Source organism: Aneurinibacillus aneurinilyticus ATCC 12856, from assembly GCF_000466385.1.
In the GTDB taxonomy this organism is placed as follows: domain Bacteria; phylum Bacillota; class Bacilli; order Aneurinibacillales; family Aneurinibacillaceae; genus Aneurinibacillus; species Aneurinibacillus aneurinilyticus.
Map to the genome: position 1 here is coordinate 1 of NZ_KE952774.1, position 20,023 is coordinate 20,023.

18 protein-coding genes and 1 riboswitch are annotated in these 20,023 nt (G+C 43.0%); of the genes, 5 read left to right on the forward strand and 13 right to left on the reverse strand.

Features of this window, described 5'->3' with window-relative positions; translation table 11 throughout:
* Positions 1-80: 80 nt before the first annotated feature.
* Entirely contained in the window at positions 81-311 is a 231-nt protein-coding gene (locus HMPREF0083_RS10435) for an SH3 domain-containing protein (RefSeq protein ID WP_021621283.1), read from the forward strand.
* 33 nt (positions 312-344) lie between these two features.
* Here the strand turns inward: HMPREF0083_RS10435 and HMPREF0083_RS10440 are convergent, their stop codons facing one another.
* The gene (locus tag HMPREF0083_RS10440; protein WP_021621284.1) at positions 345-932 is read right to left on the reverse strand and encodes a PilZ domain-containing protein; all 588 of its coding nucleotides are present in this window, start codon (positions 930-932) and stop codon (positions 345-347) included.
* 198 nt (positions 933-1,130) lie between these two features.
* On the opposite strand from HMPREF0083_RS10440, the gene HMPREF0083_RS10445 reads away from it, so the two are divergent.
* Complete coding sequence (locus HMPREF0083_RS10445; protein WP_148315949.1) at positions 1,131-2,654, forward strand: hypothetical protein; 1,524 nt, start codon at positions 1,131-1,133, stop codon at positions 2,652-2,654.
* Positions 2,655-2,748: 94 nt separating this feature from the next.
* Here the strand turns inward: HMPREF0083_RS10445 and HMPREF0083_RS29005 are convergent, their stop codons facing one another.
* The 5 genes from HMPREF0083_RS29005 to HMPREF0083_RS10465 form a co-directional block, all read right to left on the reverse strand.
* Positions 2,749-3,069, reverse strand: a complete 321-nt coding sequence (locus HMPREF0083_RS29005) for a hypothetical protein (RefSeq protein WP_021621286.1) — start codon at positions 3,067-3,069, stop codon at positions 2,749-2,751.
* Complete coding sequence (locus HMPREF0083_RS10450) at positions 3,066-3,824, reverse strand: hypothetical protein (RefSeq protein ID WP_021621287.1); 759 nt, start codon at positions 3,822-3,824, stop codon at positions 3,066-3,068. Before HMPREF0083_RS10450 ends, HMPREF0083_RS29005 begins: the two co-directional genes overlap by 4 nt.
* 34 nt (positions 3,825-3,858) lie before the next feature.
* On the reverse strand, positions 3,859-5,424 hold the full coding sequence (locus tag HMPREF0083_RS10455; protein WP_021621288.1) for a long-chain-fatty-acid--CoA ligase: 1,566 nt from the start codon (positions 5,422-5,424) through the stop codon (positions 3,859-3,861).
* Positions 5,425-5,655: 231 nt separating this feature from the next.
* Positions 5,656-6,687: a cytochrome d ubiquinol oxidase subunit II gene (locus tag HMPREF0083_RS10460; RefSeq protein WP_021621289.1), complete on the reverse strand. Its 1,032-nt coding sequence runs from the start codon at positions 6,685-6,687 to the stop codon at positions 5,656-5,658.
* A complete protein-coding gene (locus tag HMPREF0083_RS10465; protein WP_021621290.1) occupies positions 6,684-7,997 on the reverse strand; it encodes a cytochrome ubiquinol oxidase subunit I in 1,314 nt (437 codons plus the stop codon). Before HMPREF0083_RS10465 ends, HMPREF0083_RS10460 begins: the two co-directional genes overlap by 4 nt.
* Positions 7,998-8,223: 226 nt before the next feature.
* Between HMPREF0083_RS10465 and HMPREF0083_RS10470 the strand changes: the two genes are divergently transcribed.
* Positions 8,224-8,955 (forward strand): polysaccharide deacetylase family protein, encoded by a 732-nt coding sequence (locus HMPREF0083_RS10470; RefSeq protein WP_021621291.1) that lies wholly within the window; start codon positions 8,224-8,226, stop codon positions 8,953-8,955.
* A gap of 59 nt (positions 8,956-9,014) precedes the next feature.
* Positions 9,015-9,155, forward strand: a riboswitch (cyclic di-AMP (ydaO/yuaA leader).
* 7 nt (positions 9,156-9,162) lie between these two features.
* A complete protein-coding gene (locus tag HMPREF0083_RS10475) occupies positions 9,163-9,936 on the forward strand; it encodes a LysM peptidoglycan-binding domain-containing protein (RefSeq protein WP_021621292.1) in 774 nt (257 codons plus the stop codon).
* Between the two features lie 60 nt (positions 9,937-9,996).
* Here the strand turns inward: HMPREF0083_RS10475 and HMPREF0083_RS10480 are convergent, their stop codons facing one another.
* The 6 genes from HMPREF0083_RS10480 to HMPREF0083_RS10500 all read right to left on the reverse strand — a co-directional run bounded on the left by HMPREF0083_RS10480 (position 9,997) and on the right by HMPREF0083_RS10500 (position 16,732).
* Complete coding sequence (locus HMPREF0083_RS10480; RefSeq protein WP_021621293.1) at positions 9,997-11,985, reverse strand: methyl-accepting chemotaxis protein; 1,989 nt, start codon at positions 11,983-11,985, stop codon at positions 9,997-9,999.
* Between the two features lie 249 nt (positions 11,986-12,234).
* Positions 12,235-12,408, reverse strand: a complete 174-nt coding sequence (locus tag HMPREF0083_RS30125; protein ID WP_021621295.1) for an aspartyl-phosphate phosphatase Spo0E family protein — start codon at positions 12,406-12,408, stop codon at positions 12,235-12,237.
* Between the two features lie 596 nt (positions 12,409-13,004).
* Positions 13,005-13,247 carry a DUF4288 domain-containing protein gene (locus HMPREF0083_RS10485; RefSeq protein ID WP_021621299.1) on the reverse strand — a complete coding sequence of 81 codons (243 nt, stop codon included), beginning with the start codon at positions 13,245-13,247 and terminating at the stop codon, positions 13,005-13,007.
* A gap of 37 nt (positions 13,248-13,284) precedes the next feature.
* Positions 13,285-14,589, reverse strand: a complete 1,305-nt coding sequence (locus HMPREF0083_RS10490; protein WP_040302339.1) for a (Fe-S)-binding protein — start codon at positions 14,587-14,589, stop codon at positions 13,285-13,287.
* A 1-nt stretch (position 14,590) separates the two neighbouring features.
* The gene (locus HMPREF0083_RS10495) at positions 14,591-15,991 is read right to left on the reverse strand and encodes an FAD-binding oxidoreductase (protein WP_148315950.1); all 1,401 of its coding nucleotides are present in this window, start codon (positions 15,989-15,991) and stop codon (positions 14,591-14,593) included.
* A 33-nt stretch (positions 15,992-16,024) separates the two neighbouring features.
* Positions 16,025-16,732, reverse strand: a complete 708-nt coding sequence (locus HMPREF0083_RS10500; RefSeq protein ID WP_021621302.1) for a FadR/GntR family transcriptional regulator — start codon at positions 16,730-16,732, stop codon at positions 16,025-16,027.
* Positions 16,733-17,028: 296 nt separating this feature from the next.
* Between HMPREF0083_RS10500 and HMPREF0083_RS10505 the strand changes: the two genes are divergently transcribed.
* Entirely contained in the window at positions 17,029-18,357 is a 1,329-nt protein-coding gene (locus tag HMPREF0083_RS10505) for an MFS transporter (protein WP_021621304.1), read from the forward strand.
* 166 nt (positions 18,358-18,523) lie between these two features.
* On the opposite strand, the gene HMPREF0083_RS10510 is transcribed toward HMPREF0083_RS10505, so the two are convergent.
* Complete coding sequence (locus HMPREF0083_RS10510) at positions 18,524-19,897, reverse strand: tetratricopeptide repeat protein (protein ID WP_021621305.1); 1,374 nt, start codon at positions 19,895-19,897, stop codon at positions 18,524-18,526.
* Positions 19,898-20,023: the final 126 nt, after the last annotated feature.

Here is a 20,023-nt window from a genome sequence, read left to right on the forward strand (position 1 = left end):
TTTCTTCCACCTTATGGATAATCAACAGGTGTGTATGTATGTTTAATGGCCAGTAAGCGAAAGTAAGGAGGAACCATCTTTTGGAACTTGCGCAATGCATCCGGGACGTTCACGCCAGAACAATCGAAGATTATATCGAAGCGCCTTCTGCTCCATTGCTGTTCAAGAAAGGATATATCTATCCTGTATTCAGAGATGAAGCTAACAATTGGCTTACTACAGATGAAGAAGGCTTTCAGCATATTATCGCTTCAGGAGTCGAACGTATCCTTGAAGATTACTGGTTCTCCCGCCATTTTAAATTGCTCTGAGGTTAAGCCGCCTTTTCTTTCGTTACCATCTTACTATGTATAAGAATGCGGCACAGCACCCATAATAAGCTGCTGCAATAAAACATAACGGCGCAGTGCATGGAAATCTTTCTTTGTAATAGATAAGACCTCGCATCCATAGCGGTAGCCATCATCAGCAAGCTTCTCATGGCGAATGATTGTCTTTATTTTAATGGCTAAATCAGGCACCTCAAACAGCAAATAATAGGAATGATTTACTTGCAGCGGTTCGGGTGAAATAAACCCGAATCCCTGGATGCTCAAATCAATGACACGTATTCGTAAGTCAGGAGGGATTTCGTAAATTTTCTCGCTTAAATAATCATTGATAAAAGCGCTTAAGTCAACACAAACGCGTGGCCATTTTCTCCGGTTATTCGGAAAATTCGTCTCGAACAATGGAATAAATAGGCAAATATGTTGTGGTCCTTTTTTTATGATTTTTACTGAGAACTTGCTTCCCCCATAGAAAAAGCCGATAAAGTCTCCAACCATATAGGAGTCCGGATTTTTCACCTCCACGTTCAGAAGCTCGCCTTCTGCCGTTTCTATCCTTCCAGACTCAACTCTCCCCCTGTACTCGAATTGTACAATTTCCATCTACCCCACCCCTAACCAGGACTTTAAAACCAGATAAATGAAGTTCTTCAGTAAAATTCTACTTGATAACGGGACGTTCTGAAATGGGAGTTATCTTCAATAATGCAAACAAATATTAAATTTTTTATACGTAAGAAGGCAAAAGACCTATCTATGCAGAATGTAAGTATATATTATCTAGAAAAATGGGGATCGAACATGAAAAACATAAAAAATACCATTATCTGTTTCTTATGCTGTCTTTTTATTTTCTCTGGTCTTATACATAATGAAGCTGCGGCTGCGACTGCAGCTACGGGTCCTGCTCCCGTTCTTCACACAGTGGATATAAATAATGACGGGCTGCCGGAATATCAAATAGAAGCAAAAGGATGGGTGGAATCGGTTCGCCCAGTTGTTAAAACAACAAAATATGAGCATGCGACATATACATATTATCAATATAAAAAAGACGGTCGCAATTTCGACCTTACATTTGTCAAGTTAAAAAACGGGAGCCTCCTTTACTTTGTTCGCCATGCGAATTCCGGCAAAGCTGAGCCTGTGCAGCTTCGGGTTACCGCACTTGATCCTGCAATAGAGCAAACCGCTTCTCTCGTGGCTGGCAATGAGAAAAGCTGGAAAAAATTCATGGATGCCTCTGATTCCTACGCATCTTCGATCTATGTAGACGGAAGCAAATTGTTCTACCGAATCGGCAAAGCAGAAGCATACAAACCGCTCGGCAATACGGTATATAAAGAAATCCCGCAGGCAAACACAGCAACAACGCACACGCAGAACGATTCAGGTCATGCGTTCCTGCTCACGATGAATGCAGGAGCTGGCACTGAATCTGTGACATGGGGTATGCTGTCGGATCAACCGCTCATTCGCTGGGAAAATCAGCAGGCCGAAACGAAAGCGGCTCAGCTCGAATTTGAAATCGATAAAAAGCTACGAGAAGATGGTGTCTACTATGCAAATGAAAGTACGTACAGACCGTATGAGCCGGGCAGCTTTTACCGGAATCCGGCCAATATCGACGGACTTCGCTCACTCGCGTTTCTATCTGAGGCAGAGAACGGCGTATGGTTCAAAAACATTGCTTCCCACCTCGCCTATACAGCTGTTCAAACGCAAACAAATAGCGGATATTGGGAAACATATCCGCGGTCAGAGTGGCTGCATCAATCATACGGGATCGGTTATCGCTATATGGACAACCGACGCAACATCGACAATGCGACTTTCCTGCTGCACTACTATTGGGTCATGCCCGATCCAGTCATAAAAAAGGCGTTAGACAAATGGGATGCGTATCTTATGGACTATGCTGCACGTTACGGAATGAAAGTAGGAACAGATGGTCTCTTCGTACCTGATTATGTAGGAGCAGAAGGAAGCAAGCCATCACATACGTCCCTTAATCATCTGGTAGCTACTATGAATTATCTTTACGAGGTATATTTGTATAATGGCGATGAAAGTAAAAAACTGTTGGGGAACCGTTTGCTTGCAGGCATTCAGGCTACCCGTGCACAATGGATTATGCCTGATCAAAATTTGTATTACGCGATGTATCCGGATTTGACGCCGCATCCGTATTCAGATTATGCTTACCTGACCCGGGACGACCTCGTCTTTTCTCAGTACTTGCTTTTGAGAGTAAACGGCCATGAAGACCCTGACCTGCAAGCTTTAATCAATAGCAAAAACGCTTGGCTGGAAACACCACGCTAAAGTAAAGCATGAGTTTTTTAGCAACTAGCCTGATTATTGCCTATGTATAAAAAAGCCTTGGGAGTCCTAACGGCAACCCAAGGCTTTCTCCATTTTATTCCGCTTTTTTCGCTTGTGTGGAATCCTCAGAGACAATAACGACCTCCGACATGGACCGACCTGCAGTCATCCAATCCTTCTCCAATAATAACCAAAGGACGATTCCGATACCAAGCCCCCACGCAGCCCCTTTTGTAGCAAGAACAGCGCCGACAAGCACAGCAATGCCTTTCTGTAAATTTCCTTCATCCTTGAGAATTTCCAATGCCAGGTATCCGCATAAATAACCTTGAATAAGCATGGTAAGCGCCATGCCAATATGGATACCTGGCTGAAACAAGGAAACAATCGGTCCCAGCAAGAGAGCGATGCTCATCCCCCAGAAAATGCCTGCCGCTCCGCCCCAATAGGTAATGCCACAAAGCTCCAATTTAATACAGGAAGGCTAACTTCTCCAATAAGAATACCGAAGCCATATGCCAGGGTAAACGGTACTGCGATACCGAACTGGGCAATATAACGGAATAAACCATATTTCTGGCGTAAAGGCCCGGCGGATGTAGAGAACATCATAAAAAAGCCGAGTGCCGCCCCGATTAGGATCGTAACCGGCATTTTCCATACGCGACCTGTTGCTGCAAATTCACCAAGAATCGCAGCCATAGCCGCTCCTAGCAAAATTCCTGCTTTCAAAGATACAGGGACCCGTTTAACCAAAACGTCCGCCCCTTTACATATCCCCATCACAAAAAAGATAAGCGCAACCATTAGCTGAAGAGCAATAAGCGCCTGAATACGCTCTTCCCCTGCTGGAAATCCGTTTAAAAAACTGACATACAGTGGAATACCGGCCGTAATCCATCCCGCAATAGCCGGATCACCAAAATGCGTATGAAGCAAATACATAAAATTGTTGATAATCACAAAAGCAATGGCTAACTCAAATGGTATGCCCAGCGTATCCATCATCACCGCTGTGATGCCCATCGGTACTACACAAAGAATCGCGCCTTGAATCCAGTCCGGAAACTCCAAACCATAGTGAACAAATGGTAGCCTTAGCTTTAAACTACCTAATGTTGCCGGTTGTTCAGCTCCATGCTCACGCTTCTTTCCGAAATATCCCCGCATCGCTTCTTTGCCTCCGCTCTATATTCTTTTTATTTTATTGCACTTCTTTCCATTGCTTTTCAATTACGAATTTCTGAATTTTACCGCTTGGTGTCTTCGGTAATGCCTCTACAAAATGATATTCACGCGGTCTCTTATACTTTGCGAGCTGTCCACCGTCCAGAAGAAACTGGTCCAGTTTCTCTGCGGTTGCTGTACTTCCCCGTTTAACGACGATATATGCGACAACAATGTGTCCCCATGTCGGATCAGGCTTACCGACTACGGCTGCCTCCAGAATTTCAGGATGTTCAACAAGCCTGTCTTCTACTTCCCTAGGGTACACATTCTCTGCACCCGAAACAATCATATGATCAAGCCGATCATGAATCCAGATGTAGCCGTCTTCATCGTATGAGGCCATATCACCTGTATGGTACCAGCCATATGCCAGCGCTTTTTCTGTCGCTTCTGGCCGTTGATAATACTCCTGCATCATACATGGACCTTTGACAATAATTTCGCCCACTTCTCCTACGGTACATTCATCATCCGGATGAGAAGGACTCCCATCTTCTCTCAGATGAGCGATTTTTACTTCGTGTGTGAGAATGGCTTTACCTGCCGATCCGGCCCGTTCCAACTGTTCATCCGTGTATAAAACCGTCATAACCGGGCCCATCTCCGTCGTACCGTACATCTGCACCAGGTCTGCGCCGACTTTTTGTTGGAATTGACGAATAAGCACAGGAGGCATCGATGCGCCCCCATATCCGAGCAGCCGCAGTGAAGATAAATCATACGTGTCAAAGCCTACATCATTCAACAGCATATTGACCATGGTAGGTGCAGCAAACAAATGGGTAATCTTCTCGTGTTCAATTGTTTTCAGCACTTCCCCCGCACAAAAAGAGTGGAGCAGCACATTAGTAGCTCCTACATGAACACGCGGCAGAAAAGAGGTGTGCAATTCAGCCGTATGATTCAGCGGTGCCGCCGAAAGTCCAACGTCATTTTTATTCAATCCCATACACTGCATCATCAAAAAATTGTGGTGTACCATGTCACGATGCTTATGCAGTACTCCTTTTGGATGGCCGGTCGTACCGCTCGTATACATCATAATATACAGATCATCTTCCGTTACATGGACATGTGGTCGCTGGTTTTCTCCTTGTGCTGCCAACTCGTAGAAGCAATCATCTCCATCCGGTACCGCTTCATCAACAAAGATAAATCGAGCTACGTGCGTTCCTAGCTTGCGAGCCTGCTTTACTACCTCCACAAGCGCTGCCTCGTATACAAGCACTTGACTGTTTGCATCATTCAGAATGTACTGAAGCTCATATGCGGTCAACCGATAGTTAATTGGATTGAAAATAGCTCCCAGCTTTGCCGCAGCAAATAACGTAATGACAAATTCGCTTGTATTGTAAAGAAAAACAGATACTACATCTCCCTTCCGTACTCCCCTACGCTTAAGAGAATCAGCGAACCGATTTACCTTCTCATCCAACTCTCGAAATGTCCAACTCTGGTTTTTTCGTCGATACACCAGCCCCGTTTTCTCCGGGTAATTCCGTGCCGCCCACTCAATTACGTTTCCAATTGTCGTGCTCATTCCCTCACCTCTAGAAAATAAAGTACTGGTCACACATTTTAACTGTATATTTAAACTATTGCAAAAATTGTACCTGCTATAAAACAGCTAGTATTCACCCGTTTTAAAGTTATTTGCTTTGTTTTCTATAGCTATAGGAAACAAAATGTTTCTTATTGAAACTTATGTATATCGAAAAGAAACAGAACCTTTCTATCATGGAGAAAGGCTCTGTACCGGCCTTCTGTACAGTTATGATTGACGTAAGTATCTCTTGTCTTTCATAAACATCCGCCAGAAAAAAATAAAGCCCGGCGTTAAAAGCGCGAATCCAACAATATATGACACGAACAGCGCACGAAATGTATTCGGATGGGTGAAAGCTGATTCAATGGTAACATGTGGATACACAATATAAGGTAGGTGCGCCTTGCCGTATGCATAACTGGCAAGCAGATACTGTATGACAATACAAACCACGGCGATGCGTGGTCTTCCTAAAAGCTTCGAGCGCGGTCCTCCCGGCCACCATAATGCCGTATATCCGATAAAAAAAGCCGCCGCAGACACTAATAGCACGTTCAGTTCCCCAAGCAAGTTGGTATACAGCCATGGAGCCTCACCTTTCATAGAGGCAACGAGTGCCAACGCAATAAAAAAAGATAGTGGACCATTCAAGATAGCATCACGCCGATATAGCCGGTACGCCTCGGGTTCATTTGCAACCCGCGAATAATCTGCGAGCAAAAGCGATGAGAGAAAGAAGGTACTGCTAATAGCAAAAGCTGCGAATGAAAGGCCGCTGGCACTTGTCAGCAATTTACCAAGCAGCAGCTCTTCATGCCCCTTCTCCATACCAATAAATCCGCCTTGCGTAATCGGAAGCACAAGAATAAGAAGTGCCGGGATAAGCAGACCGCTGATCCCTGAGACAATAGTTAATTGCTTCTCATACCCTTCTACGGAATGAGAATATACAAGGAACGCACTACGAATGGACAGCAAAAGTAAAATCAAACTGCCGGGAATAAGCAGCACCGTACCAAGTGTAAATGTAGCGCCGGGAAAAAAGCAAACCAATCCGATGACAATCAAAACGATAAATACGTTAGTTACCTCCCAGGAAGGCGACAAATATCGGTTGGCGATATTTGTTGCTCTGCTCTGTTCATGATTGCGGTATATCATCGACCAGAATCCGGTACCGAAATCAATGGAGGCCGCTACCGAATATACAAAAACAAATAGCCATAGCATAGCAATCGCAATCAATTCATTACTCATGAACCAAACGTCCCTCCCTTATCCAGCTCCTTCTTCAGTGGATGCCGCTTGAAATAGTGACGCAACACGACCACGGTTGCGATTCCGAGCAGCAAATAAATGCTGACAAACAATACGAACAACAGACCGATATTTTCTGATTGCGTGACTGAATCAGCAGTCAGCATCGTTCGGTATAGTACCCATGGCTGGCGTCCGGTGCAAGCAAAAATCCAGCCGAATTCAATCCCTATCATCGCCAGTGGACCCGACGCAATGAAAAGCCACATAAGCCAGCGTGGGAATCCTTCACGCTTCATCAGGTGACGCCAGACAAAACCGGCAATCGACAGCAAAATCAAAAGTGATCCAATGCCAACCATCCCATTAAACAAGGTATGTATATACAGCGGAGGCCAATATTCACGAGGAAAATCATTGAGTCCCTTCACTACTTCATCAAATCGGTTGCCCGCCAAAAAGCTCAATGCCCACGGAACTTCAATTCCATATTTAACGCTTTGCGTCGCCTCATCCGTAAAACCGCCAATCGCCAATGGTGCATACGCCTGCGTCTCAAATAGCCCTTCCGCTGCAGCCAGCTTTTCCGGCTGATGCTCGTGAAGAGCCTGCGCAGACTCATGACCATTCAGCGCAGTACCTAGCGAAAACAATCCTCCGATTGCCAGCGACATCATTAACGCTTTGCGATGAAAAGCGAACTCTCTATCTCCTCTCCGATGTTTCAGCATTTTATACGCCGCCACGGAAGCGATAGCGAAAGCGCCTGTCATATATGCAGACAGTCCAACATGAACCGCTGTCACAGCGAAGCTAGGGTTAAAAAAACCCGCCCATGGGTCCACATCAACTACCTGGCCATTCTCGATTCGAAATCCTGCCGGTGTGCCTTCAAATGCATGCACATTCGTAATCAATACAGCCGATGCCAACGCTCCAAGTGCAACCAGACTAACGCTGAGAATGCGCATTCCGGGAGAAAGGCGATCCGCAGCATATACATAAATGGACATGAATAGCGCTTCTAGTAAAAAAGCAAAAATTTCGATCTGAAATGGCAGGGCAATAACTTTACCTACCACCTCCATAAATCCTGGCCATAGTAAGGATAGCTGCACACCTGCGATTGTTCCGGAAGGGATAGCCACTCCCAATAACACAGCAAACCCTTTGGTCCATCGCTGGGCCATGATATGATAATCCCTGTCTTTTTTCCAATGATATAGAATCTCCGCTCCCAGAATCATTAGCGGTAAGCCTACTCCAAGCGTCGCAAAAATAATATGAAATCCCATCGTCGTTCCGAACATTGCCCGGGCTAATTGTAAATTATCCACCGCTCCCTGCTCCTCTCATCAAGTATCATGTTCGTTTTAGTATTGTGCCTCTGATGGATAAATATTCTTGATGGAAAAGAAGCATTAGGGAGTATACAGAATCCAAAATCGCCAAAAATAAAAAAACTCGCGGGTGTCGCCGCTCGCCCTTTTTCCACACAGAAGTCAAACGACCACTTCTAAATGGCTGGTGAAACTTATGTTTACAAATAAGCGTTATCTTCTTCTTTTCGTCACTGTGTTCTGCTTCGTTCTTCTGTTCTGTACAGCTTCCGGTTCATCTATACCAACAGCTGGAAGAACTTATGGTCATGCTGAACCGCTCTACCATGTCAATACGAAGAAAAAGCTAATCGCTCTAACGTTCGACGACGGTCCTCATCCCGTATACACAAGACGGGTACTAAAAATATTAGATAAACACAAAGCTAAAGCGACTTTCTTCGTAGTAGGTGAGCGTGCAAAATGGTATGCGCCGGTTATTCGTCAAATTCATCGACGCGGTCACGAGATCGGTAATCATACTTTTACACACCCGCATATGAAACACATCACCGCTGAACAATTACAAGAAGAAATCCGCAAAACCGATCAAATTGTTCATTCCTTAACAGGAACATATCCTCGTTTCTTCCGTCCACCCGGTGGAGAGATTACGTATGCAGTCTTGCGCAGTTCAGAACGTCAGAAGCATCCAATCGCGATCTGGTCCTATCATCAGGATTCACGTGATTGGACACATCCAGGCACCGCCTATATTGTTAGTAAAGTTACCAGCGGAGCTAGACCGGGTGATATCGTCTTATTTCATGACTCCGGCCTCGATCAGTCACAGACGATAGAAGCCGTCGACAAGGTACTAACTATCCTTTCAAAACAAGGGTATCGTTTTGTAACACTTTCCCAGCTTTTACATGAGCAGAAAAAATAATCAAGCACTCACTTATAATTACCAGCGTTTCTTATTTCGTTTTTATGTTATGATGTCCGAGAATCAAAAAGCCAAGACTTCATTATGAAGTGCAGGGGATATTTTTTTGGGGTGAATTGCGTACGGTTCGCCGTATACATAGGGTAACCTCCTGAATCCGAACCCGACAACTAACCCTGTAGGCTATCAGGAGAGGGGATTTTCAACATGAAAAAAAGTATTCTTACTGGTTTACTTACTTTAACAGCATGTATGGGTACTGCCGCCAGTGCTTCAGCTGCCGAAGCATATACGGTAAAAGAAAACGACACGCTGTGGAAAGTAGAGAAAAATCATAAGCTACCGTTTGCAGCTGTACAAAAAATGAATCCGGCAATCGATCCGAAAAATTTACATATCGGAACGAAATTACGTATGCCGGAGACGTATACCGTGGTAGAGGGTGAGTCGCTTCAGGATATTTCCAAAAAAGTAAATATTCCAGTAAAAGAATTACAAAGCACCAACCCGAATGTAAATTCGAGCAACATTCAGGGTGGAACTGTACTCGTGTTGCCACAAAAAACAAAAGTGGCAAAACCAAAAACAAAAATGGACAACACATCCACCAAAGCTCCATCTACTTCAGTTGTAAAAACAGTGGACGGCAAAAAGCTGACCTATAAACGTACGCTTTCTTCAAGAGCAACCGCATACTCCGCTGCTCCTGAAGAAAATGGCGGCTATACTGGTATAGACTACTACGGCAATGAGTTGAAGGTAGGAACCATTGCAGTGGATCCTGATGTCATACCATTAGGAAGCAAAGTGTATATTACCGGTTACTCGTTCCCCGGATTGCCTGAGGGTGGCATGGTAGCACAGGCAACCGATATCGGAGGCGCGATTAAAAATAATCGAATCGACATCTTTGTACCAGGCTCGCCAGCGCATGTAAACAAGTTTGGTGTACAGAACGTAAAAATCTATGTGCTGAAATAGACGAAAATACCCGCCCTGGATTTTTTTCCTTTTGGCGGGCATTTTCATCCATAATAAGACTTACAGTTTAAAGCGTCGTAATTGCTGCTGCATTTGAGCGGCAAGATGTGCCAGAGAATGAGAGGATGTGGAAATCTCCTCCATGGACGATAGCTGTTCATCCGTCGCTTGTGAAATGTTCTGGAGACTACGGTTATTTTCAACTGTAATGTCTGCAATATAATTTATCGCTGTCACAACGTCTTCCGTGCTTGCAGCCATTTGTTCGGAAGATGCCGAAATCTCCTGCATTTGAGCTGTAACTTCTTGGATTGCCCTAGCAATTTCGGTAAATGATTCCCCTGCAAAAGCAACCGTATGAATACCGTCCTCTACTTCTATAGCTCCTTGTTTCATCGCTTTCACTGTATCTTGAATTTCCTGCTGAATGTTGTAGATTTCTTGAGCAATTCGGTGGGAGGCTTCACCTGTCTGGCTTGCCAGTTTGCGCACTTCATCCGCTACTACAGCAAACCCCCGTCCATGTTCGCCTGCTCGTGCCGCTTCAATTGCTGCATTCAACGACAACAAATTAGTCTGTTCAGAAATTTCATTAATAAAGGCAACAATGCTTCCTATTTCACGTGAGCGATTATCTAACACTGCCATCTTCTCATCAAGTTGCCGCACTGTTTCATAAATTTTATGCATTTTTTGCGATACTGTCTCAATAGCTTGTCTTCCTTCCCCGGATAGTTCACTTGTACGTACCGCCGAGTTTGAAACGTTGCCCGCATAAACGGTGATATGCTGTACTGCTGCAGCCATTTCCTTCACTGTATCCGATGTGATTGCTACTTTCTCTTCCTGACTTTTATATTCTGTTACTACCCGATGAACGATATCGGTAATACGCTGGCTCGCAGCTTTCGTCTGATCGGAGCTGGCACTCAGTTCTTCGGAGGAAGCAGCCAGGTGTTCTGCTGTATCGTTCATATGTGTAACAACATCACGTAGTGACTCATTCATTTGGTTAAAACTATGGCTTAATCGTCCGAATTCATCATCTGTTTTTGCCTGAATATGTTCACGCAAGTCGCCTTCTTTGATTTTATCGGCCCCGGTCATCAATCTCTTCAAGCGCGACGTCATAGAAGAAACAAGAATATACACAAAAATAGCCCCTACTATGGTCGTAATTAAAATAACAACAATTGTCGTATACAACACCGGGTTTGCAGCCTGTACCGCCTCCTGCTTCAGCATGCTCCCGCCGATTTTCCATCCGGTGTTCTCATTGGTCACATGCACAAGTTCTCTCTCTTCACCTTCCACTGTGACCTCTGTTTCTCCAGATGCAGCCTGAAGTACAGGCTGCATCCATGCAGCATCACTTAATTTTTTGCCTGATTCATAGAGCGGATGAACAATAACGCTGCCTTCCTTATCCGTAATAAAAGCATATCCATGCTGGCCAATTTTCAATTGCCGTGTAATGTCTGCTAGCTTTTCCAGACTTACATCCATACCGACAACACCTTTTCCATCCTTCGTCATTCTAGCAATGGTTACGACCATATTTTTCGAAGAAGCGGCGATGTATGGACTAGTAATAATGGTTTTCCCAGGTTGTCTTACGGCATCTTTATACCATGGACGCTGTCTTGGATCATATCCCTTCACCATCTGGGTCATTGGCCACTTAATAAATATGCCTGTTTCTGTACCAATATACGTACGTTCAAGCATTGGCTGTGTTTCTTGAAATTTTGCTATCATCGTTCGTATGACCGGATCATTTCCATCTTTAATCGCACTTGCCTGGATGTACCCGGCTAGAAATTCTACTTCCTGTTTTTTCGCCCGCAACATCTGATTGATTGTATGATTCAATAAACGAACACTCTCATTAGCTGCTTCATTCAACTGCCTCTCTACATTCTTTTGTGCTGTTTGATACGAAAAATAACCTATAAAAAGACTCGGTACAAGCAAAATAATAGCAAAAGCAATGTTTAACCTCGCTCTGACTCCCCATCTTACTTCTCTATGATGCTGATTTTTTCTCATCGGTTTGCTAACCCCTTGTCTATTCAATTAAACTTTCTACCTGCTTCAAATAGCCCATAAAATTCCTTATTAAAAATATACCGTGTAATTATGTAAGTCAATTACCAATTTTACTTTCTTTATTTTCTCCATATTATTTATAGTTAAATTTTTTTTGCATTTCTCTTCAATTCCTACCTCATATCCTGTTAGCCATGTTAAAATGTCAAATGACATTTAGATAATAGCGGATAAAAAAAGGAAGATAGGCTATGTTCTACCCCTATCCTCCTTTACATAGCGGTTATACTCATTTAATAAAATGTCGAGTTTTCTGCTCACTTTTAATACTTGTGGCTCGGTTAACGCTTTCGTTTTAGCGAGGCTATTTAACTCTGTCCTTGCTTCTTCAATCTGGTACAAAAGCCTCTCTTTTCTTTTCAACCTTTTACACCTACATTCGTCTTTTTACTATAGTAATCTGCTGTAATATTTAGGCATTCGTCGTAGATGGAAGCAGAAAAAGAAAATTTCATACAAGAGTGTTGATTATCTAGTACGATCCAGAGTGGAGCGTGCATCTTGTTTTTTCCGATATATGGATAATCAACAGGTGTGGATTTCATATTCTATTATAGGAACTTATAGCTATAAATATAAACATAAAAATTTACAATTTTTCATAATTTTATTTTTTACTAAATTTAGCGGGAAAGCAGCATACAATGTCGAAGTTAAATTCTTAGAGGAGTAAAAAATTTAGAGTTTTTTGTCTCTTTCTTTTGCTCTATTCCGGAGATGTTTCTAATTCTAGCGTTTATCGCTACACTTTCTGGATACGACTTTTCCAAAAATATGATTCCAATCGACACATTTTTGTGGTGGAAGGTAAGAAAAGAGGGGAGGGCGCATCCACCCTCTTCTTTTTTCCAACTTCCCTCCTTCCAACCATCTGAACTTTTGTTACTACATCAAGTGATTTCTATCAAGGATGTGGATTTCTATACATGCAGAAAAAGTCCTCTAACCGGGACTTTTTCTTATTCCTCTACGGCTTCAGGATAGTATCGGGCAATAATGTGTTTCACATCATCCTCCCTTTTAGCATGTATAAACCTCGAATAAAGTTCAGTTCCATTTTCCCATTCATCATCATCAAGCTCAAAAGCGTGCAAAACACTTACAAGCTGCCACTTTACCGTTTCACCGTAAGCATTCAAGTACTCATGCTCTGATCGTTTTGCCTGTTTTTCTGCATTACCGAAAAAGCCGATTTCCTTCATGTCAAGGAAGGATCGGCTTTACCTTTTTATCGGATATTCAAGAAATCCCTGCTGCCTCAGCTAAATACTCGATAAGATGCAGCGCACGTACAGAATCGGATAAATTCTCACGTTGAATGCCCAGTTTCATTTGCAGCAAGCACCCTGGATTGGTCGTAATCACTGTCGAAGCTCCAGTCGCTTTTGTATGCTCCATCTTCTCATCAAGTATATCCATTGATTCCTCATAATGAACAATATTATAAATTCCCGCCGATCCACAGCACATGTTCGCATCTTTCATTTCTACGAACTCGATTCCCGGTATGCTTGTGAGAAGTTCTAAAGGCTCTGTAACAACTTTCTGGACATTAGTCATATGGCAGGAACGTTGATATGTTACCCGTTCACCTGAACGCGGTTGCAAATCAGGCATACCGCCGCACGCTACGAGTACCTGGCTAATGTCCCTTGATTTTGTAGAGAACGCTGCGGCCCTGTCAGCCCACTCCTTATCGTCTGCAAGCAAGTGCCCATATTCATATAACATCGCACCGCATCCTCCCGCATTATTAACAATGAAGTCTGCATTAGCTTTTTCAAATGCGATGATATTTTGTTTGGCAAGATGCTTTGCTTCCTCCATTTCCCCGGAGTGCGCATGCAATGCACCGCAACATGTCTGGTTTGGGACGACAATTACATCACAGCCCGCTTCTGCAAGCAATAGTATAGACAATCGGTTTATCCGATGAAACATCGCATCCATAATACATCCCGTAAAAAACGCAACCGTGTACTTCTTTTTTCCTTTTGCCCCTATCGTGACAGGGGTTTGTTTGCGTTCCGCCGGTGAAGCGGCAGGAGGAGTGATCGCTTCAAAATCACCCAGATGATACGGCAACTTCTTTATGATTCCAGTCGATTGAACTACTTTTTGCATTCCGCTCTTCTGATAGAGCCAAAGCGCATTACCGGTAAGCTTCATTATCCGGTTGCTTGGGAAGACTTTTTTAAACATTGTCTTTCGAAGCAAACGAACGGGAGCGGAAAATTTCTTGCGTTTAACAAGCGCAGCCCGTGCAGCTTCAAGAATAGAACCATACTCCACCCCGGTTGGACAGGCTGTCTCGCAAGCACGGCAGCCAAGACATAAATCAAGCGGTTCTTCTAGAACCGATACATCCTTAATTTTTCCTTCGCCAACCATCTTCACCAGATTAATCCGCCCCCGTGGAGAATGCGTTTCTTTTCCCATCGTAGCGTATGTCGGACATACAGGAAGGCAATAGCCGCATTGTACGCAACTGTTCGTTTTTTCATACAGGAACTCTTTCTGTAATTGTTCAAGGGAATGACTCATATTAGCTCAACTCCAATTTTTGTCCCGGTTCCGGGAAAATTTTACCCGGATTCATAATGTTGTTCGGATCCCACACTTCTTTGATGCGTTTCATCATATCCAGGCCAATCGCTCCCAGTTCCATTTCCATAAACGGAGCTTTCATCGTTCCGATTCCATGTTCGCCGGATAGTGTTCCGCCAAGCTCAACCGCTGCCGTGAAGATTTCGGCAACCGCCTGTTCTACACGCTGCATCTCTTCTTTGTCGCTCTTATCGCAAATAATGTTCGGATGAAGGTTGCCATCGCCCGCATGGCCAAATACGACAAGATGAACATTATATTTATCTCGAATTTGCTGAAGTCTGGCACACATTTGTGGAATTTTACTGCGCGGCACGGTAGCATCTTCCGAAATTTTCGTCGGTTTGATGCGCACAATAGCTGGAGATACGAGCTTACGCGCCTTCCACACCTCTGCTTTCTCGGCCACGTTTTGCGGAATGCGAATATCACGTGCTCCCACAGACTTACATAAATCGGCAGCTTGTTTCACTTCATCTTTCAATGCAGCAGGGTGTCCATCCAATTCAAGCAAAATAATCGCCGCTGCGTCCACAGGCAACCCTAACGGTTCATAATTCTCAACTGCTACAATGGAGGCCTGATCCATTAACTCCATTTTGGCCGGTAAAATGCCAGCAGATAAGATTTTCGAAATCGCGCTTCCCGCATCAATAAGACTATCAAACACAGCCATAACCGTCTCTGAAGCAGGTGGCTTCGGGAGAAGACGCAGCACTGCCTTCGTAATAATGCCAAGTGTGCCTTCTGATCCAACGATTAGTTTCGTTAAATCGTAACCTGTTACATTTTTTACTGTACGTCCCCCGGTTTTGATAATATCTCCCTCAGGGGTAATCAACTCCAGACCGATAACATAATCCTTCGTCACCCCGTATTTTAATCCACGAGGACCTCCAGAGTTCTCGGCCATATTGCCACCGATAGTAGACACGTGTGAACTGTTCGGATCAGGGGGATACAGCAACCCTTTTTTTTCGGCTGCTTTATGAATATCTGCTGTCAATACCCCTGGAGAAACAATAGCAACCAAATCTTCTTCACTAATTTCAAGCAAATCGTTCATCACGGATAAATCGAATACCATGCCACCTTTAACAGGAAGTGGTCCTCCGCTTAAACAAGTAGACTGGCCGCGCGGATAGACAGGAATTCTCTCCCGGTTGGCAAACTTGACCAATGCGGCTAATTCTTCCACGCTTTTGGTCTGAATAACCGCATCAGGCAGGTATGTACCGAAGGAACCGTCAAACGAATAGCTGAAACGATCGCTTTCATCAGTCAAAACTCTACCGGTCTTTACAATGGACATAATCTCTTCAATATGAGCAGATGTCATCGCTTTCATATAATCCTCTCTCTTTCCGTTCAACTATATTGGATAATCTTTTAAAAACAGGCTTAGTTTCTTCTCCGCATTCTTCAAATGGATCGTACATTGAATTTTAGCCAATTCCGGCTCTTCCGCTTCGATTGCCAGTAGAATGTTCTGGTGCTCTTTATAGACAGCTTTACGCTTTCGCTCTAATTCTGTATTAGGCTGGAGAGTAATTTTCAACGCCCTTTCATAAAGTGAGGATAAGCTTTCAAGCATTTGAATCATAATAGGATTCTGTGTGGCTAAAATAATCGCACGGTGAAACTCTATGTCTGCCTTCATTCCGCTTTTTCCCTGGTCAACAGATTCATTTTCCAGCAGCTTCAATACTTGCTTCATTCGCTCTAATTGTTCAGGCGTACGTCTAAGTGCAGCTAAATATGCTGCTTCAGGCTCCAGGATTTTTCTCATCTCAAATAAATGCTTGATCCCTTCTACATCATCGCTTTCGATTCGAATGCGCTGCAATAAAGCCGATCCTGCCGTCTCTTCTACATAGCTCCCTCCTCCTTGACGAGAGGAGATGACACCGGCAGCCCTCAATACGCTTAATGCCTCGCGGATAGGAATTCTGCTTACGCCAAAACGGGCGGCTAATTCCATCTCTGTCGGCAATTTGGCTCCTGGTGAGAGCTGACCGGTTTCAATCATCGTTAGTAACTCGCGGGATATGATTTGCGACATCTTTTCTTTTTTGGACATATTACTCCTCACATCCTTTTGTGTACGTATCGAATACAATTTGTATTACAAATCATTTCATTATTAATTATCGAAAATTTCATTTTTCCTGTTTACAATGAGTTTTGTTGTTTTTATAATAAACATTAAAATCGAAAAAAACAAGAAAATAACGAAATTTGTATTACAAATATTCATTTTGTGTTTGTGTTTGAAGCTTGTTTTTTTCAAAAAGATAGCTATGGCATTTTTGAAAACGTTTTACCATTCAGCCATTCTACATGCTTGTCTGTCATCTTTAAGAGGGAGGAATCACTGTGAACAACGCTACAGCAACTTTGGAGAAACGAACGGTACGGAAAGTCACAAGACGAATTGTTCCATTTCTTTTCGTCCTGTACATTATCTCGTATCTAGACAGGGCGAACATAGGATATGCCGCTTTGGAAATGAATGAAGCACTGGGGTTAACAAGCCAGGTGTTCGGAATTGCTACGGGAATTTTCTTCATCGGTTATTTTCTTTTTGAGGTACCAAGCAATATTTTGATGCAACGGTTCGGAGCAAGGGTATGGATTACAAGAATTCTTGTCACCTGGGGGATTATTTCCGTGTCTACGGGATTTGCCCAGAATGCTATGCAACTATATATTATAAGGTTTTTGCTCGGGGTGGCTGAAGCAGGATTTTTCCCGGCAGTTATTTTATATATCACTTATTGGTTTAGGACGAAGGAACAGGCAAGTACGATTGCTATGTTTATGACTGCGATTGCCGCTTCCTATATCATTGGCGCTCCTTTTTCTACATGGATTATGGACAACATTAATTGGATGGGCATGCCTGGATGGCGTTGGATGTTTGTTCTCGAAGGGATGCCCGCTGTTATTCTAGGGATCGTAACGTTCTTCTACTTAACGGATCGTCCGGAAGATGCGAAGTGGCTTACAAAAGAAGAGAAAAGCTGGTTGCTTGCAGAATTGAAAAAAGAAAGAGAAGCAAAGGAACAGACAAAAGAAAATCAAAAGCGTCATGGGCACAAAGAAGCTCTTACCGATTCCAAAGTATGGTACCTCGCTTTGATTTATTTCGTATATATTGCAGGTACTCTAGGTGTCGGATACTGGATGCCGCAGATTATTAAAGGATTGTCAACCTATTTAATAAACACTCAAATTGGTTTAATCGCTACCATTCCGTATATCGCCGCCTCGATCGCAATGAATTACTGGTCGCGCCGTTCTGATCGTATGGAAGAAAGACGGATGCATTCAGCGCTTCCGCTCGTTGTTGCGGCTATAACATTAATTGGCGCTGGCATGACAGCTCAACCTTTTTTGGCTATGTTCTTGATAACGGTTTCGCTGGCAGGAATGTACTGTTTTAAAGGTCCGTTCTGGGCCTTGCCAACCATGATGCTGACTCCGGCAAAAGCTGCTGTAGGTATTGCAGTTATTAACTCCATCGGAAATTTAGGCGGTTTTGTCGGCCCTTATGCTGTCGGCATATTAAAGGACACTACAGGTAGCACAAGTGCCGGCTTGTACTTTTTAAGCGCGATGCTGCTAATCGCTTTTGTTATGTTGCTGTTCATGCGAAAAGAGAAAAATAATAGCTCCGAGGAATCAAATAAGATTGCAATATAACGGGAGGAGCAACATGCATAAATAGAAAAATCGGGAGCCTGCCAGTTACAATAACTGTGGAACTCCCGATTTTTCTATTTGTTTTTCACTCTACATTAACAAAGAACGACTGCCATAGGAGAAACCTTGTCTGTTGCTACATTAGCTTTTTCACTTGAGCACATTACTAAGCTCTTTTCGCCATGTGAATGGAAAGCTTTTTATAGTTATCCGCCTCTTCTTTCATTCCTTTTTCTTCATATAATTTACTTAGCCAACGTATAGGTTCAAGTAAAGTAGGGTTTAACTCCATCTCCCAGGCAAAGCATTCAATGGATTGGTCTACTAATCCAAGTTGATAATACAGCTCTCCTAGTTTCATGAGCTGATCTAGATTACGGGATAGGGATTCCAGTTCATCCACTTCACTACATATTTGAAGACACGAATTATTTTCTCTTATTGGATGTAACCATTCTTTTACTTTAGAAGGCTCATAAATTTTAAGTAAATTGGTGATCAGACGGCGAACAAGGTCTTCTTTTTTTGCAGGCTCGGTGAGATATAGGTGATTAATAATTTGATTTACATTTGGTAAATGCAAAATATACGAAGTATCTACATGTTCTATAATTCTTTCGATTATCTCGTAATGAGTAGAAGAAAGCTGCGGAATCCGGTTAACGATGAAGGACAATGCTTCGGGATATTGTTTTAAACTGATTTGTTCTTGAATCAGTTGTTCGATTAGTGGAGAATAGGCAGGTGAACATTCACATAGAAATTTCAAAACGGCATACTGGTCTGTAGGCTTTAATTCGTGCTTTAGCAAAGAAAGAAAATCCGGAAAATCATAAAAATCATGTTTTATTTCAAAAAGGTTGATAAACAAGATGAGCCGTTCGAGGGAACGCGATTGCTGTTTTAGTAATTGGTGGAGGTAAATTTCGCACTTTCGTTCTGTACGATTTTGGTAATAGAATAATTCCATGAGCAGAGGTGGTTGTTCGATTTTCCGATACTTTTCAAACTCTGATGCCCGAATAATTTCCTGTATGGCTCTTATACCTGGTGAGAAGGCAAGTAATATTTTTGCTGTCTGATACGCTTTAGCAAAATGGCCGTTTCGTTTAAAATGATTAAAAATTTGCCGGATAATGCTAACTAATTGCTGTTTTTCGATGAAATTATCCATACAGGTAGCTGCAAGGGAAACCTCTAAAAGCGAGAGATGATTCTGTAATTGGGTAAATATATCGTTCGTTTTGGGAAGGTGGATTGTACGGCCCTTGGGAAGTAACAGCGGAAAAAGAGGATGGGAAGCATAACATACGATTCCTTCTCGAAAAGCTTTATGAAGAAAGGTTTTCTCTGTTATTTCTTCTAACTCTCCGCCGCCAAGTATACTGTTTTTGAAATAGATTAAATAAAAAGCCGAGTCATTCGAATCGATAATCTCCAATACTTTACTTTGAAGATATATCGCTATCCGGTGAACTCGGCCTTGAAAGGTTTTGCTTGAGGATGTCAGATTCTGTTTTACTGTATAGGAATCATTCATGCTTATACCCCTCCTTTTTTATAACTATAGCACAATATATTTTTTATAAGCAAACACACATAGAGTAATAAAATAAACGGGTATGATACAACAAGGGTGTTGATTATCCAGTATGCTCCAGAGTGG